Source organism: Arcobacter ellisii (genome assembly GCF_003544915.1).
GTDB classification, from domain to species: Bacteria; Campylobacterota; Campylobacteria; order Campylobacterales; family Arcobacteraceae; genus Aliarcobacter; species Aliarcobacter ellisii.
The window spans coordinates 1,057,839-1,072,855 of record NZ_CP032097.1 but is presented as its reverse complement, the minus strand read 5'-3'; the positions used below and the strand labels follow the sequence as shown (position 1 = coordinate 1,072,855).

The window sequence follows — 15,017 nt, the reverse complement described above, 5'->3', positions numbered from 1 at the left end:
ATATATACATTTAAAAAAATAACGATATAATAACAAAATATTTTTTTAAATAATTCTCACAAAAGAGTTTAATCATGGAATCTTCTCAGAAAAACATATGGACATTATTTTATATAATAATTTTTTTAATTGTATCAACTTTTATCTTTTTGATTGTAAATACACATATATCAACCAAAAAAGATTTTATTGTCGAAGAAGAGAATCTTACGAAAATAAAAGCAAATTCTTTAAGTGCAATTTTTTCTCAATATGAAACTATACTAAATATAATAGAAAATCAGTTAATAATTGAAAAAAATTATCAATCCATTAATCTTTCTGAAAAGGTTTTAAATTCAGTTCTTATAAATGATAACAATATTTTAGGATTTGCTTTATTTAAACCAAATGGTGATTTATATCTAACAAATAATAAAAATAATGAAAATTTTCCTAATCTACTTGAAAAAGAAGAGACAAAAAAATCCTTTGAATATACAATGCAAAAAGATAGTATTGTTTTAGGAAGAACTTATTATTCAGACATTAGAAAAAAATTTATATTACCAATTAGAAAAACTATAAGAGATAAAAAAGGAGAGATATTATTTGTACTTTCTATAATCATTGATGCAAATAAAATCCAATATTCTTCAAAAAATGAAAAATATAAACACCATGTTTTTAGAGGATTTGACTATTTTTATCAAATTTATAATGAAAATGAAAATGTTAATGAAAAAAATAATCCTTATGAAAAACCTGTTCCAAAAGAACTTTTAGAAAATATAAAAGAAAGTGTTGAAAAAAAATATAATAAATCAGTTGAAGAGATAAAAAATAGTGAAGAAGTTATAACTTTTGAATCTAAAAATTATAATTCATATGATATAGAATTAGTATCTTCAAAATATTTAAAAGCCTATGAATTATGGGTAATAACACAAATACCTATAAATGAAGTTAATAAAGTGTTTTTTAAAAAATTAGTTTATCTATTTATTTTGTTAGTTATTATCTACTTTATTTTATATTATTTATTTAGTGTAATTAATCATAGTGAAGAGAAAAAACAAAAAGCTTTAGAATTTCAAGCTTATCACGACTACTTAACAAACTTATATAATCGTTTATTTATTATTCAAAAATTTAAAATTGAAAAAAACAAACCTTTTTCTCTTTTTTTTATAAATGTTGATAATTTTAAAAGTGTAAATAATAGTCATGGACATAATTATGGAGATGATGTTTTAAAAGAGATAAGTTTACGTTTAATAGAACTTAAAAATAGTAATGATTATCTAATTAGATATAGTGGAGATGAATTTATTTTTATTGTATATGACACAAATTTAGAAAATATAAAAGAGTTAGCTTCAAAAATTTTAAAATCATTACGCCAACCTTATAATATAAACTCTGTTACTTTTACGTTAAGTTGTAGTATTGGAATAGCAAGATATCCAGATAATGCAGAAAATTTTAATGAAATAAAACGTTATGCAGATATTGCAATGTATGAATCAAAAAAAGAAAAAAACAAATATACTATTTTTGAAGATTCTGTAAAAGATATATATATTAAAAAACTATTGATGGAATATGAATTAAAAAGTTCTTTAAAAAATAATGAAATGTATATGATGTATCAACCACAAATAGATATAAATGGTAATTTGTATGGAGTTGAAGCATTAGTTAGATGGGAAAATAAAAATTTAGGTTTTGTTTCTCCTGATAAATTTATAGAAATTGCAGAAGCAACAGGATTTATGAAAAAATTGGGTGATTTTATTATAAATACCTCTTTAAAAGAGATTTGTGAAATACAAAAACTTTGTAATAAAAAATTTCAATTATCAATAAATATCTCTGTAAAACAGTTTATTGAAAAAGATTTTAATACTGAACTTTTAAATATGATTAAAAAAAGTGGTTTTGATATAAAAAATGTGACTTTAGAAATCACTGAAAATGTTTGTATTGAGGATATTGATTATATTATTAATCTTTTAAAAGAGTTCAAACAACACTCAATAAAAATCTCTTTAGATGATTTTGGAACTGGTTATTCATCTTTGAGTTTATTAAAAAAACTTCCTATTGATGAATTAAAAATTGATAAATCATTTGTTGATGATATCTTAGTAAACTCAAGTTCAAAAAAAATGATTGAAAATATTATCTCAATAGGTAAAAATTTAGATTTAGTAATTCTTGCAGAAGGAATTGAAGAATTAGAACAAAAGAATTTATTAGAATCTTATGGAACAACTTTGTTTCAAGGTTATTATTATTCAAAACCATTAAAGAAAGATGAGTTATTAAAATTTATAAATAAAAAATGATTTTAATAAATCCCTTTTTTACATAATGACTTAATCAATAATTATCGAATCTTATCCTATAATAGTTGTTTTAAATTTTAAAGGCAAACCTATGACAGATACTATAAAAATATTTAATGCTAAAGAAAACAATCTAAAAAATATCAATTTAGAAATCCCTAAAAATAAGCTAATTGTATTTACAGGACTTAGTGGAAGTGGTAAATCAACACTTGCTTTTGATACATTATATGCAGAAGGTCAAAGAAGATATATAGAGTCTTTGTCTTCATACGCAAGACAATTCTTGGATAAAGTTGGAAAACCTGATGTTGAAAGAATTGAAGGTTTAACTCCTGCAATTGCAATTGACCAAAAAACAACTTCAAAAAATCCAAGGTCAACAGTTGGAACAATAACAGAAGTTTATGACTATTTTAGACTTTTATATGCAAGAGTTGGGAAACAACATTGTCATCAATGTGGACAACCAATTTCTCAAATGAGTGCTAGTGATGTTATAAATCAAGTTTTATCTTTACCAAATGAATCAAAAATTGTGATTTTAGCACCACTTATAAATAGAAAAAAAGGTTCTTTTGCAGATTTACTTGAAAGCCTTAAAAATAAAGGTTATGTAAGAGCAATGATTGATGGTGTTATGGTAAGACTTGATGAAGATATTGAATTAGCTAAAACTCAAATGCATACTATCAAAGTTGTAATAGATAGACTTACAGTAAAAGAAGAAAATAAAGAAAGAATTGCACAAGATGTTGAAAAAGGTTTAAAAGAGAGCTTTGGAGAGTTAGAAATAGAAGTTATAAATCATGAAGAAGTAGGAACTGAAAAACATATTCACTATTCAGAACATATGGCTTGTTTTGATTGTAAAATCTCTTTTGAACCACTTGAACCTCTATCTTTTTCTTTTAATTCACCAAAAGGTGCTTGTTCATCTTGTGATGGTTTAGGAATTCGTTATGCTTTAGATATGAAAAAAGTAATAGATGAAGATTTAGATATTGAAAATGGAGCTATAAAAATCATCTATGGTTTTAACAAAGGTTTCTATTTTAAAATGCTTTTAGCTTTTTGTGAAGAGACAGGTATTAATACAAAAATACCTTTTAGAGATTTGGAAGAACATCAAAAGAAAGCAATTTTACACGGAACAGTTGATGAAGTTAAATTTTTCTGGAAAAAACATAAGTTAGTAAGAAAATGGGATGGTATTGTAAAACTTGCCTATGACATGATAAAAGATGAAAAAGAGATGAGCGAATATATGACTGAAAAGAAGTGTGATGCTTGTAATGGTAATAGATTAAAACCCTCTTCTCAAAGTGTTTTTGTAGCAAATAGAACTATTCCTGATATTTTAAATATTCCAATAGAAGATGCACATACTTTTTTCCAAGATGATAAAAACTTTGAATATTTAAGTGAACAAAACAGAATGATTGCAACTCCTATTTTAAAAGAAATTCGTGAAAGAATTTACTTTTTATATGATGTTGGACTTGGATATATAACTTTAGGAAGAGATGCAAGAACAATCTCAGGTGGAGAAGCTCAAAGAATAAGAGTAGCTTCACAAATTGGTTCAGGTCTAACAGGAGTTATGTATGTACTTGATGAACCATCTATTGGACTTCATGAAAGAGATACAAATAAACTTATCAAAACTTTAAGAGCCTTACAAGAAAAAGGAAATACAGTAATAGTTGTTGAACATGATAAGGAGACTATTCAAGCAGCTGATTATATAGTTGATATTGGACCAAATGCAGGTAAATTTGGTGGAGAGATTGTTTTTGCAGGAACTTTAAAAGAGATGAACAAAGCAAAAACTCTAACTGCAAAATATGTAACTGGTGCAAAAAAGATTGATTATGTTCACAACAGACCTCAAGAAGAGTTTATAGAGATAAAAAATGTAAATATAAATAACATCAAAGACCTTGATGTACAAATTCCACTAAAAAATCTTGTTTCAATAACGGGAGTTAGTGGAAGTGGTAAATCTTCACTTATTTTACAAACTCTACTTCCAGTTGCAAAAGAGCTTTTAAATAGAGCAAGAAAAGTAAAAAAAGTAGATGGTGTAGAAATTGAAGGTTTAGAAAAACTTGATAAAGTAATCTATCTTGACCAAAGTCCAATAGGAAGAACTCCTAGATCAAATCCAGCAACTTATACTGGTCTTATGGATGATATTAGAGATTTATTTGCAAAAACTAAAGAAGCAATGCTTAGAGGTTATAAAATAGGAAGATTCTCTTTTAATGTAAAAGGTGGAAGATGTGAGAAATGTCAAGGTGAAGGTGAAATAAAAATCGAAATGCACTTCTTACCTGATATTATGGTGAAATGTGATGCTTGTCATGGTCATAGATATAACGCTCAAACTTTAGAGATAATGTACAAAGGTAAAAATATCTCTGATGTTTTAAATATGAGTGTTGATGAAGCTTTAGAATTTTTTGCAAAAGTTCCAAAACTAAAAGCAAAACTTCAAACATTAAGTGATGTAGGTCTAGGTTATATTACTTTAGGACAAAATGCAATTACACTTTCTGGTGGGGAAGCTCAAAGAATTAAATTAAGTAAAGAGTTAAGTAAAAAAGATACAGGAAATACTCTATATGTTTTAGATGAGCCAACAACTGGTTTACATTTTGCTGATGTTGATAGATTAACAAAAGTATTACATCACTTAGTAGAACTTGGAAACTCTGTTCTTGTAATTGAACATAACCTTGATGTTATCAAAAACTCTGATTGGGTTATTGATATTGGACCTGAAGGTGGAAGTAAAGGTGGGAAAATTGTAGATGAAGGTACTCCTGAGTTTTTAGCTTTAAACCACAAAAATTCAGGTTCATATACTGGATACTATTTAGATAAAGAGATAAATGGAAAATGAAAATAGATTATAATATTTTCAATCAAAAAACAGCAATTGATAGATTTATCTTCGCAATTGAAAATGGTTATTTTGTTGAAGCACATGAACTATTAGAAGATGATTGGAATATGTATAAAAAACAAGGTGATATAAATAAAGCTCTTGTTTTAAAAGGTTTAATAAATGGAGCAACTGCACTTGCACTTTATCATATTAAAAAACGCCCAGAGAGTCACAAAAAAGTTTGGCTTGCTTTTGAAAAATATGTTCCTCTTTTAGATACAGTAGATGTTGAAGAAAAAGAAAAATATTTCAAAGCAAAAAAAATATTGATTGAATTAAATAAAAGAATCTAGTAGTTTATAACTACTTGATTCTTTTTATGAAGCAGTTGCTGCTTTCTCACTTAAACTTAACATATAAGCTTTCATTTTCATCATCTCTTCTGTTGGATATTGATTTTCAACATTTCCTCTTTCTACTTTTACATAAAAATCTTTAGATGAATCATTATAACCAAAGTTCATATTTGATAAAACAACTTCGTATTTACTAGAAGAGTTTTGTTCATTTTTTATCTCTTTGATATCAGAAGCTTCTTTTGCTTTTGATATAGCTTGTTGTTGAACTTTTTCTAAACTCTCTTTTGTTTTAACTTCAGAAGAATTTGAAGAAGCTTGAACTTTTTGTATTTCTAAAGCTTTATTATCACTATATTGGTCTATTTTTGGCATTAATCCATATTCCATAATAAGCTCCTTTACGAGAATTCTTTTCTATAGATAATTATACAACAAAAAAAACATTTTTTTCAAAAAATTTATTTATTAAAGTTTATTTTGATATTATTAGCCATAAATTATATAAAATAAAAAGGAGTCCTGCTTGGAAGATAATTCCCCGAGGCAAAGTTTAGTTAAAAGTGAGAATAAATGGAAATTTTAATCTTACTATTTGTTGCTGTTATTGGTACGTCATTTTTATGTTCTGTTTTAGAATCTGTTCTTTTATCTACAAATATTTCTTATATTTCTGTTTTAGAAAAAAACAACCCGATTGCTGGTAAACTGTTAAAAAAACTAAAAACAGATATTGATAAATCTATTGCATCAATTCTTATTTTAAATACTATTGCAAATACATTAGGTGCAACTCTTATTGGAGTTCAAGCTCAAAATGTTTTTGGAGAAAATGGCACATTTGTAATGGCTGTTTCTATTATACTTACGTTTATGATTCTATTTTTCGCAGAAATTATTCCAAAAACAATTGGAGCAGTTTATTGGAAACAATTAGCTCCTTATGCACCAAGAATTATAAACTTTTTTATTTTTATAACTTATCCAATAATCATAATAACTCAGTTTGTTACAAAAAAAATTGGAAAAGAAACAACAGATGCTATATCAAGAGAAGAGTTAATTCAATCTACACTTTTAAGTGAAGAAGAAGGAATTATTGGAGATTTAGAATCTCAAATTATTGGAAATACTTTAAAATTAAATAGTATTAAAATAAAAGATATTTTAACTCCAAGGTCAGTTGTTTATGCAATTGAAAAAAATACATTAATAAAAGATATTGTTGAAGATAAAAGAACTTTTAAATTCTCAAGAGTTCCTGTATATGAAGGAAATATTGATAATATTGTTGGAATTGTTTTAACTAAAAAAATATTCAAACAAGCAATAACAGAAGGTGAAAAAAATCTTGAAGATATTATGAAACCTGTATTTTCACTTCATCATAATATTCATGTGGCAAAAGCTTTAAATATGTTCATTCAAAAAAAAGAGCATATGTTTATAGTTCATGATTCATATAATCAAACAGAAGGTATTGTAACTTTAGAAGATTGTCTTGAAACTTTACTTGGTCTTGAAATTATGGATGAATTAGATACAACAGCAGATATGAGAAAATTGGCTTTAAATAAAATGAAAGCTAAAAGAAAAGAGAAAGAAAAAGCGGAAGAGAATAATAAATAAAAAATTTTCTACCTCTTTTTCAAAGTGAATGTCAAATTGGCATTCACTTTTTTTTTGCTATAATTAAACAAACTTAAATTCAAAAGGTCTATGATGAATAGTACAATTGATTATGAAAAATTAAAACTATTTTATATCGGTAAAGAAAAAATTGAAGGAAATTCTACTCCTTTAGTTTATAAAAATAAAGATTTATTAACTCACGCTGCAATTATTGGAATGACAGGAAGTGGTAAAACTGGACTTGGAATTTCCTTACTTGAAGAAGCTGCTATTGATAATATTCCATCAATAATAATTGACCCAAAAGGTGATATGACAAATCTACTTCTTACTTTTCCAAATCTAAATGGAAGTGATTTTGAACCTTGGATTGAAGAACAAGATGCAATAAACAATGGACAAACTTTAAAAGAGTTTGCAAATAATACAGCAAATTTATGGAAAAATGGACTTGAAAAAGATTTTCAAAGTACTTCAAGAATTGAAAAATTAAAAAATTCTGCTGATTTTACTATTTATACTCCAGGAAGTGATTCTGGTGTTCAAATCTCTATTTTATCTTCATTTAAAGCTCCAACAAAAGAGGTTTTAGAAGATAATGATTTATTAGTTTCACTTGTAAATTCTACTGTTTCATCAATTTTATCTTTGATTGGTGAACAAAACGATTCCTCTTCAAAAGAGTCAATTTTAATCTCTTCAATATTTATGAACTATTTTACCCAAGGAAAAGATTTAACTTTAGAAGAGTTGATTACTTTGATAGTTACTCCACCTTTTGCAAAAATTGGAATTTTTGATTTAGAAACATTTTTTGCCCAAAGTGAAAGACTAAAATTAGCACTTAAACTAAATAATATCATTGCAAATCCATCTTTTAAAACTTGGATAGAAGGTGAAACTTTAGATATTTCAAATCTACTTTATGATGAAACTGGAAAAGCAAAAGTTTCTATTTTCTCAATCGCTCATCTAAATGATTCTCAACGAATGTTTTTTGTTTCACTATTATTAAATCAAATGGTTTCTTGGATGAGAAGACAAGAGGGAACAACTTCACTAAAAGCCCTACTTTATATGGATGAGATTTTTGGATATTTTCCACCAAATTCAAATCCACCATCAAAACAACCCATGTTAACACTTCTAAAACAAGCAAGAAGTTTTGGAATTGGAATTATTTTATCTACTCAAAATCCAGTTGATATAGACTATAAAGGTTTAGCAAATATTGGAACTTGGTTTATTGGAAGATTACAAACAAAACAAGATATTGAAAAAGTAATTGATGGATTAAGTAGTGCAAATGAAGGAAATCTAAATAAAAATGAAGTTACAAATCTAATCTCAAATCTTGAAAAAAGAAATTTTATACTTAAAAATATAAATGAAGATAAAATAAAAGTTTTTGAAACTAGATGGGCTTTATCATACCTAAAAGGTCCTATTCCAAAAGAGGGAATAAAAAAATTGATGAGTTCAAAAAAAGTTACTAAAACTCTAAAAAATGAAGAGACAAATGATGACATAATTCCAAAAATCAATATAGAAAAAGGAATTACTAAACCAATAATTACTACAAATTTAAGTGAAAAATATCTTTATGGTTCACAAAATAGTGCTTATTATTTACAACCTTATTTGATTTGTTCTTGTGAAATTCATTATATAAATAGTTCAAAAAGTATAGATTTACAAACAACTGAAAGTTGTAAAATCTATTTAGATGAAGAGATGAAAACTATAAATTTTGATGAAAAAGAGGATTTGGGAAACTCTAATTTTGAAACAAAAGAGAGACCAAACTCAAACTTTTATGAACTTCCAAGTTTTATTCAAAGTGAAAAAGAGTTAAAAAATATTGAAAAAGAGTTTGCCGATTATATTTATAGAAACTCAAAATTGACTCTATACAAAAATGATGAATTAAAACTTGTTTCAAAACAAAATGAGAGTTTAAGTGATTTTAAAATCAGATTACAAGATAGATTAAATGAAAAAATTGATTTAGAAGTTGAAAAATTAAAAGCCAAATTTGAAAAAGAGAATGATTCAATAGAAAATAAACTATCAAAACTTTATGAAAAACTTGAACGAGAACAACAACAAGCAACTTCAACCACAACAGATACCTTAATTTCTATTGGAACTTCTATTTTAGGAGCTTTTTTTGGTAAAAGTTCAACTACAACAACGTTAGGAAAAGTAGCAACTGGTGCAAGGGGAGCAACAAAAATATTAAAAGAAAAAGGTGATGTAAAACAGGTTGAAAATGAGATAAATCAACTTGAAAATGAAAAAAATTCACTTCAAACTCTTCTTGAAAATGAGATTGAAAAAATCAACTCTTCAAATCTAAGTTCAAATTTTCCAATTGAAGAGTTATTTATAAAACCAAAAAGAAGTGATATTTATAATGTAAAACTAGAACTTTTATGGAAAGAGCAATTATGATAAATAGTTTAGATGAATTTTTAGAGCCTTTAAAAAGCCTTACAATCTCTTCAATTGACGAAAATGGAAATCCTTTTTCATCTTATGCTCCATTTGTAAAATTTAATCATAAATATTATGTTTATCTTTCGCTTATGGCAAAACACTCAAATAATCTTACACAAAATCCAAAAGCTTCTATCTTTTTTTGTGAAGATGAAAAGGATTGTAAAAATATTTTTGCAAAAAAAAGAGCAACTTTACAATGTGAAGTAAAAAGATTAGAACAAAACTCAAATGAAGAAAAAGAGATACTTGAACAATTTGGTTTAAAATTTGGAAATGAGATGATAACAATGCTTAAAAATCTTGGAGATTTTTATCTTTTTGAATTTAAACCTTTTTATGGTGAAGCTGTTTTTGGTTTTGGAAAAGCTTACAATCTTGGTGGAGAGTTTTTTGAAGAGTTTTTACAAAGAGGAAACTCTTCAAATAGCGGACATGGTAAAAAGTAGAGATTAACTCTACTTTTTATTTTTTATCTAAAATTTTTCCATCTCCTGAAATTAGAATAGCTAAATTTCTAGTGCTATCAAATTGAGATAAAGAAATCAATAAAATCATCATCAAAGGAACTGATAAAAACATCCCAATAGTTCCCCACATCGCACCCCAAATAACCAAAGATAAAATAACAACAAATTGAGAAATATTTAATTTATCACCCATAAGTTTTGGATAAATTATATTTCCTATTACAAATTGAATAAGAACTAAACATAAAGTTAAAAATAAAACATCTGAGATTAAAGGAAATTGTATTAAAGCAAAAATTGCAGGAATTAAAACAGCAATGATACTTCCAATTGTTGGTATAAAATTTAATACAAATGCAATAAATCCCCATAAAACTGCACCTTGAAGTGAAAATATTTCACAAACAACAAAAGTTAGGAATCCTGTTAATAAACTAATTAGTGTAGTTATAAAAATATATGTTTTTACACCTTTTGAAATAGAAGTTAAAATATGTGTTGCTTTCTCTTTTGCCTCTTTTTTAGGGAAAAGTGCATTTATTTTTGCTTTGAAAAATTGTTGGTCAATTAATAAAAAAAGTACATACAAAAATATTTGTATTAGATTTGAAAAGATTGCACTAAAAGCGCTAATTACTTTATTTATAACACTTGAAAGACTAAACTCTTGGAAAAACTTTTGTAAAGGTGTTGTGAAATCAATAGATGTCATAAGTGTTAATTTTTCAATCAAAGCATTTACTTTTCCATCAAGTTGAGAAATAGTAGAACTTAAACTCATCATACTTGAAGTTATAAAACTTCCTATTTCAATCATAAAATAAACAATAAATATCAAAGATAAAGGAATAGCTACAATATCTGCAACTTTAGGACTTAAAAAAGGTAATCTTTTAATTTGTGAAGCTAAAGCATTTATTAAAAACCAAATAAGTATAGCAATTGCAATAGGAGTTAAAATTGCACTTAAACTATTTAAAGCATAAACAACTAAAAACATAAAAGCGAAAAAATAAAATGCTTTTGCAAAGTTTGTATCTTTTTGTATATTTTCCAAAATCAGCCTTTAAAAATTTTAATAATATAATATCAAATTAATAGAAAAAAGCCCATTAGAAAGTATATATATTGCAAATTGAAAGCCAAAGAGAAATCTGCTACAAATGTTATAGACCAAAAAGTTCTTGCATTTGTGAACACCTAATAAATCCAATAAAAACAAATACAAAATTTGTGATTTTGATGCATCCAAAAGAGTTTAGAAAAACAAAAAATGGTACAGGTCATATGACAAATAACTCTTTAGAAAATTGTGAATTACACGTTGGAATTGACTTTTCAAATCATAAAAGAGTAAATGAACTTTTAAATGATAAAAATTATGAAGCTTATGTTTTATATCCAGATACAAATAGTATAAAATTAAATACTCAAAAATTACCAAGTGAAAAAAAAGCTTTGATTTTTATCATTGATTCAACTTGGCCTTGTTCAAAAAAGATGTTAAGACTTAGCAAAAATTTACAAAATCTAAAAAAAGTTAGTTTTGAACATGATAAATCATCTCAATTTAAAATAAAAACTCAACCAAATCAATACTGTTTATCTACGATTGAATCAACTTTATGTATTTTAGAACAACTAAATAATCAAAATATTGAAGATATATCTAAAAGCTCTTTAGAACTATTTTTAAAACCTTTTGAAGAGATGGTTGAGTATCAAGTGAAGTGTGCAATTGATGAAAATAATATAAGATTTAAAGTTCCCTATAAAAAATTTGTAAATTTATAATAAAAAACATTTTTATTACATCTTTTTAATGATTTTTTAGGTATTTTACAAACTTTGAAAATTACTTATTATCTTGGAGATTGTTTTATGAATAGACTAAAAGTTGTTGCTGTTTCTATGTTTTTGATGAATAGTTATCTATTTTCAAATACTATTGAAGAACAAAACAAAATTAAAAAAGAGATCTCTATTGAACAAAATATACAAGATGAAATTAAAAACTTTTTAAATAAAAACTACTCTCCCCTTTTTATAAACAAAAAAACTTTGAAAGAATATTATTCGCTAAATCAATTTAAAACTTTTTGGACTGATGAAAATGGACTTAAAGATATTTCATTAACTCTTTTAGAGACAATCAAAAATGACCCTGTTTTAAAACCAATTGCCAATAATATTTTTAGAATTGATGAAATCGAAAAAAAGATAAATAATTCAGAAAATTCAAAAAAAGATATTTTAGAAATAGAGTTTTTGATGACAGAACTTTATGACAAATACTCTTATTATTTATTAAATGGTTCAATAAATTGGAAAGCATTCCAAGAAAAACTTACTGAACTTGAAAAAGATGATGAAATAAATGCCCAATGGGATAGATATGAAATCAAAATTAATCATAAAGAGTTATTAAAAACTGCCATTGAAAACAATGATTTATCAGTTGCTTTTAAAGAATTAGACTTTAATTATCCTAATGCAAATAAATTAATAGATGCTATTTCAAATCTTGAAAAAGTTGTACAAAATGGGGATTATATAAAATTACCTCCATTTAAAACTCTTAGAATTGGTGACCAATCAGAAGTTGTAAAAGTTTTAAGACAAAGATTAATGCAAAGTCAAGAGTTAACAAAAACTTGTGAAAATAGTATAAACGCACAAAATATAGTAACAAATAGTTTAACAACAAATGAAAATGCTCAAGAAATGATTGAAGAAAAAGTAATCACCTCTTGTGAAGAGATTTTTGATGAAGATTTGAAAAATGCAGTTATATCTTTCCAAAAAAGTCATGGTTTATATGCAGATGGAATTGTTGGTCTTCAAACACAAAAATTTTTAAATAAAAGTGCTAAAGAAAAAATAGAACAAATAAGAGTAAATTTAGAGAGAATGAGATGGCTTCCAAGAGATTTTGGAGAAAAATATCTACTAATCAATATTCCTGATTATAGACTAAAAATGGTTGAAAACAATGACATAAAACTAAATATGGCTGTTGTTGTTGGAGAGAAAAAACATCCAACACCTATTTTCTCAGATAATATGTCTTATATTGTTTTAAATCCAAATTGGAATATTCCTGAAAGTATTGCAAAAAAAGAGATTCTTCCAAAACTTTTAAAAGACCCAAATTATTTAGCTTCTAAAGGTATAGATATTTATCAAGGTTGGCATAAAGATTCTGAAAAAGTTGAAACAACAGAAGTTTTAGATACTTTAATTTTACAAGATGTTGAAGCTGTTCCTAATTTTAGATTCACTCAAGGTCCAAGTGATGAAAATCCTCTTGGAAAAATGAAATTTATGTTTCCTAATAAACATGCAGTTTATTTACATGATACACCTGCAAAAAGTCTATTTAACAATGCTAGACGTGCTTATTCTCATGGTTGTATTAGACTTTCAAGACCTGATGAATTACTTATGACAATTGCAAATGATGATAAAAATCTAAATATTGAAAAAGTAACTCAGATTTTAGAAACAGAAACTGAAAAAGAAAAAGCGATAGGATTAAGTAAAAAAATCCCCGTTCATATCATCTATTTAACTTCTTGGGTTGATGATAACGGGGAATTACAATTTAGAGAAGATATTTACGACTACGATAAAATTCAAGAAGAACTTATATATTAAATCAAAAAATTAGGCTTGTTTATGCAAGTCTAATTTTTTTTCTATTCTTTTTTTATCAATAAACATTTTATTTTGGATTTTACATCTATTTTTTGCAAGAACTTGCATATCTTCAACTTCATCCATTTCATCAACAATTTCAACTCCTAAAAGAGTTTCTATTGCATCTTCTAAAGTTACAACACCACTTGTTTGTCCATAATTGTCTTCAACTATAAAAAGGTGTGTTTTTCTATTAACAAATTGGTCAATTAAAGAAGAAACAGGTACATTTTCTGATATTTTATGAACAGGAACCATAATATCTCTTATGATTGTGTCATCTCTTTCTTCAACACTCTCTTCTAAAATAGTTTGATTAAATACAACACCTATTACATCATCTATTGTTTCATCATAAACTGGTATTCTTGAGTGAATATACATTTTATCATCTTCAATAGCTTCTTCAACTGTAACACTTGATTTTAAAGCAAATACAACACTTCTTGGAGTCATAATATCATGAGTTTTGATATTTTTCAATTTGAAAAGATTTTCAATTAAAGCACTCTCTTTAGAAAGAATTGAACCCTCTTTTTCTCCCATAGTAACAGCAGCCATAATTTCATCTCTTGAGAAGTTTGACTCATTTTTTTTACCTTTTGATATTAAATTAGTAATAAACATAGATAACCAAACTAATGGATATGTAATTTTTATAAAAAATTTAATCAAATAAGCAGAAGGAATTAAAAGTTTTTTCCAATATACTGCACCAATTGTTTTTGGAATGATTTCAGAAAAATATAAAATTGCCAATGTTAATAAAACAGCAATTAAAGTTTCCATTTCTTGACCAAAAAGTATTTGAGCTTGTGCTCCAACACCAGCAGCACCCATTGTATGTGCAAATGTATTTAATATCAAAATAGAAGATATTGGTTTATCAATATTTGATTTTAAATCTTTTAACATTTCAACAGCATTTGATGGATTTTCTTTTTTAGATAATGATTCAATATATGAAGATGTACTTGAAAGTAAAACAGCTTCTAACACTGAACATAAAAAAGAGACTAATAAAGCAACGAAAAGATAAGTAAACAAAAGGGTCATTTTTCACCCTCTAAGTAAGAAATAAATAAGCCACACCTACGATAGGAGTCGTTTAAGTTCATAAAGTTAATCCTTTTAAAAT

Annotated in this window: 11 protein-coding genes; 8 read left to right on the top strand and 3 right to left on the bottom strand. The window is 25.8% G+C overall.

The genetic code is table 11. The features are described from left to right. Positions 1-74: 74 nt before the first annotated feature. The 3 genes from AELL_RS05495 to AELL_RS05485 all read left to right on the top strand — a co-directional run bounded on the left by AELL_RS05495 (position 75) and on the right by AELL_RS05485 (position 5,576). Complete coding sequence (locus tag AELL_RS05495) at positions 75-2,330, top strand: bifunctional diguanylate cyclase/phosphodiesterase (protein ID WP_118916983.1); 2,256 nt, start codon at positions 75-77, stop codon at positions 2,328-2,330. Positions 2,331-2,421: 91 nt separating this feature from the next. Next, on the top strand, positions 2,422-5,238 hold the full coding sequence (uvrA, locus tag AELL_RS05490; protein WP_118916982.1) for an excinuclease ABC subunit UvrA: 2,817 nt from the start codon (positions 2,422-2,424) through the stop codon (positions 5,236-5,238). Next, positions 5,235-5,576, top strand: a complete 342-nt coding sequence (locus AELL_RS05485; RefSeq protein ID WP_118916981.1) for a DUF309 domain-containing protein — start codon at positions 5,235-5,237, stop codon at positions 5,574-5,576. Before uvrA ends, AELL_RS05485 begins: the two co-directional genes overlap by 4 nt. Before the next feature lie 24 nt (positions 5,577-5,600). Here AELL_RS05485 and AELL_RS05480 read toward each other — a convergent pair whose 3' ends face one another. Next, positions 5,601-5,969 (bottom strand): hypothetical protein, encoded by a 369-nt coding sequence (locus tag AELL_RS05480; RefSeq protein WP_118916980.1) that lies wholly within the window; start codon positions 5,967-5,969, stop codon positions 5,601-5,603. A gap of 183 nt (positions 5,970-6,152) precedes the next feature. Here AELL_RS05480 and AELL_RS05475 point away from each other — a divergent pair, with 183 nt between their 5' ends. The 3 genes from AELL_RS05475 (at position 6,153) to AELL_RS05465 (ending at position 10,159) form a co-directional block, all read left to right on the top strand. Then, positions 6,153-7,208 (top strand): CNNM domain-containing protein, encoded by a 1,056-nt coding sequence (locus AELL_RS05475; protein ID WP_118916979.1) that lies wholly within the window; start codon positions 6,153-6,155, stop codon positions 7,206-7,208. Positions 7,209-7,301: 93 nt separating this feature from the next. Then, positions 7,302-9,665, top strand: a complete 2,364-nt coding sequence (locus tag AELL_RS05470; protein WP_118916978.1) for a helicase HerA domain-containing protein — start codon at positions 7,302-7,304, stop codon at positions 9,663-9,665. Next, positions 9,662-10,159: a HugZ family pyridoxamine 5'-phosphate oxidase gene (locus tag AELL_RS05465; protein ID WP_192941215.1), complete on the top strand. Its 498-nt coding sequence runs from the start codon at positions 9,662-9,664 to the stop codon at positions 10,157-10,159. Before AELL_RS05470 ends, AELL_RS05465 begins: the two co-directional genes overlap by 4 nt. Before the next feature lie 16 nt (positions 10,160-10,175). On the opposite strand, the gene AELL_RS05460 is transcribed toward AELL_RS05465, so the two are convergent. Continuing rightward, on the bottom strand, positions 10,176-11,237 hold the full coding sequence (locus AELL_RS05460) for an AI-2E family transporter (RefSeq protein ID WP_118916976.1): 1,062 nt from the start codon (positions 11,235-11,237) through the stop codon (positions 10,176-10,178). A gap of 71 nt (positions 11,238-11,308) precedes the next feature. On the opposite strand from AELL_RS05460, the gene AELL_RS05455 reads away from it, so the two are divergent. Both AELL_RS05455 and AELL_RS05450 read left to right on the top strand, forming a co-directional pair. Then, positions 11,309-11,974 (top strand): tRNA-uridine aminocarboxypropyltransferase, encoded by a 666-nt coding sequence (locus AELL_RS05455; RefSeq protein WP_118916975.1) that lies wholly within the window; start codon positions 11,309-11,311, stop codon positions 11,972-11,974. A gap of 87 nt (positions 11,975-12,061) precedes the next feature. Then, positions 12,062-13,837 carry a L,D-transpeptidase family protein gene (locus AELL_RS05450; protein ID WP_118916974.1) on the top strand — a complete coding sequence of 592 codons (1,776 nt, stop codon included), beginning with the start codon at positions 12,062-12,064 and terminating at the stop codon, positions 13,835-13,837. A 9-nt stretch (positions 13,838-13,846) separates the two neighbouring features. On the opposite strand, the gene AELL_RS05445 is transcribed toward AELL_RS05450, so the two are convergent. Then, a complete protein-coding gene (locus AELL_RS05445) occupies positions 13,847-14,935 on the bottom strand; it encodes a CNNM domain-containing protein (RefSeq protein ID WP_118916973.1) in 1,089 nt (362 codons plus the stop codon). Between the last annotated feature and the right edge of the window lie 82 nt (positions 14,936-15,017).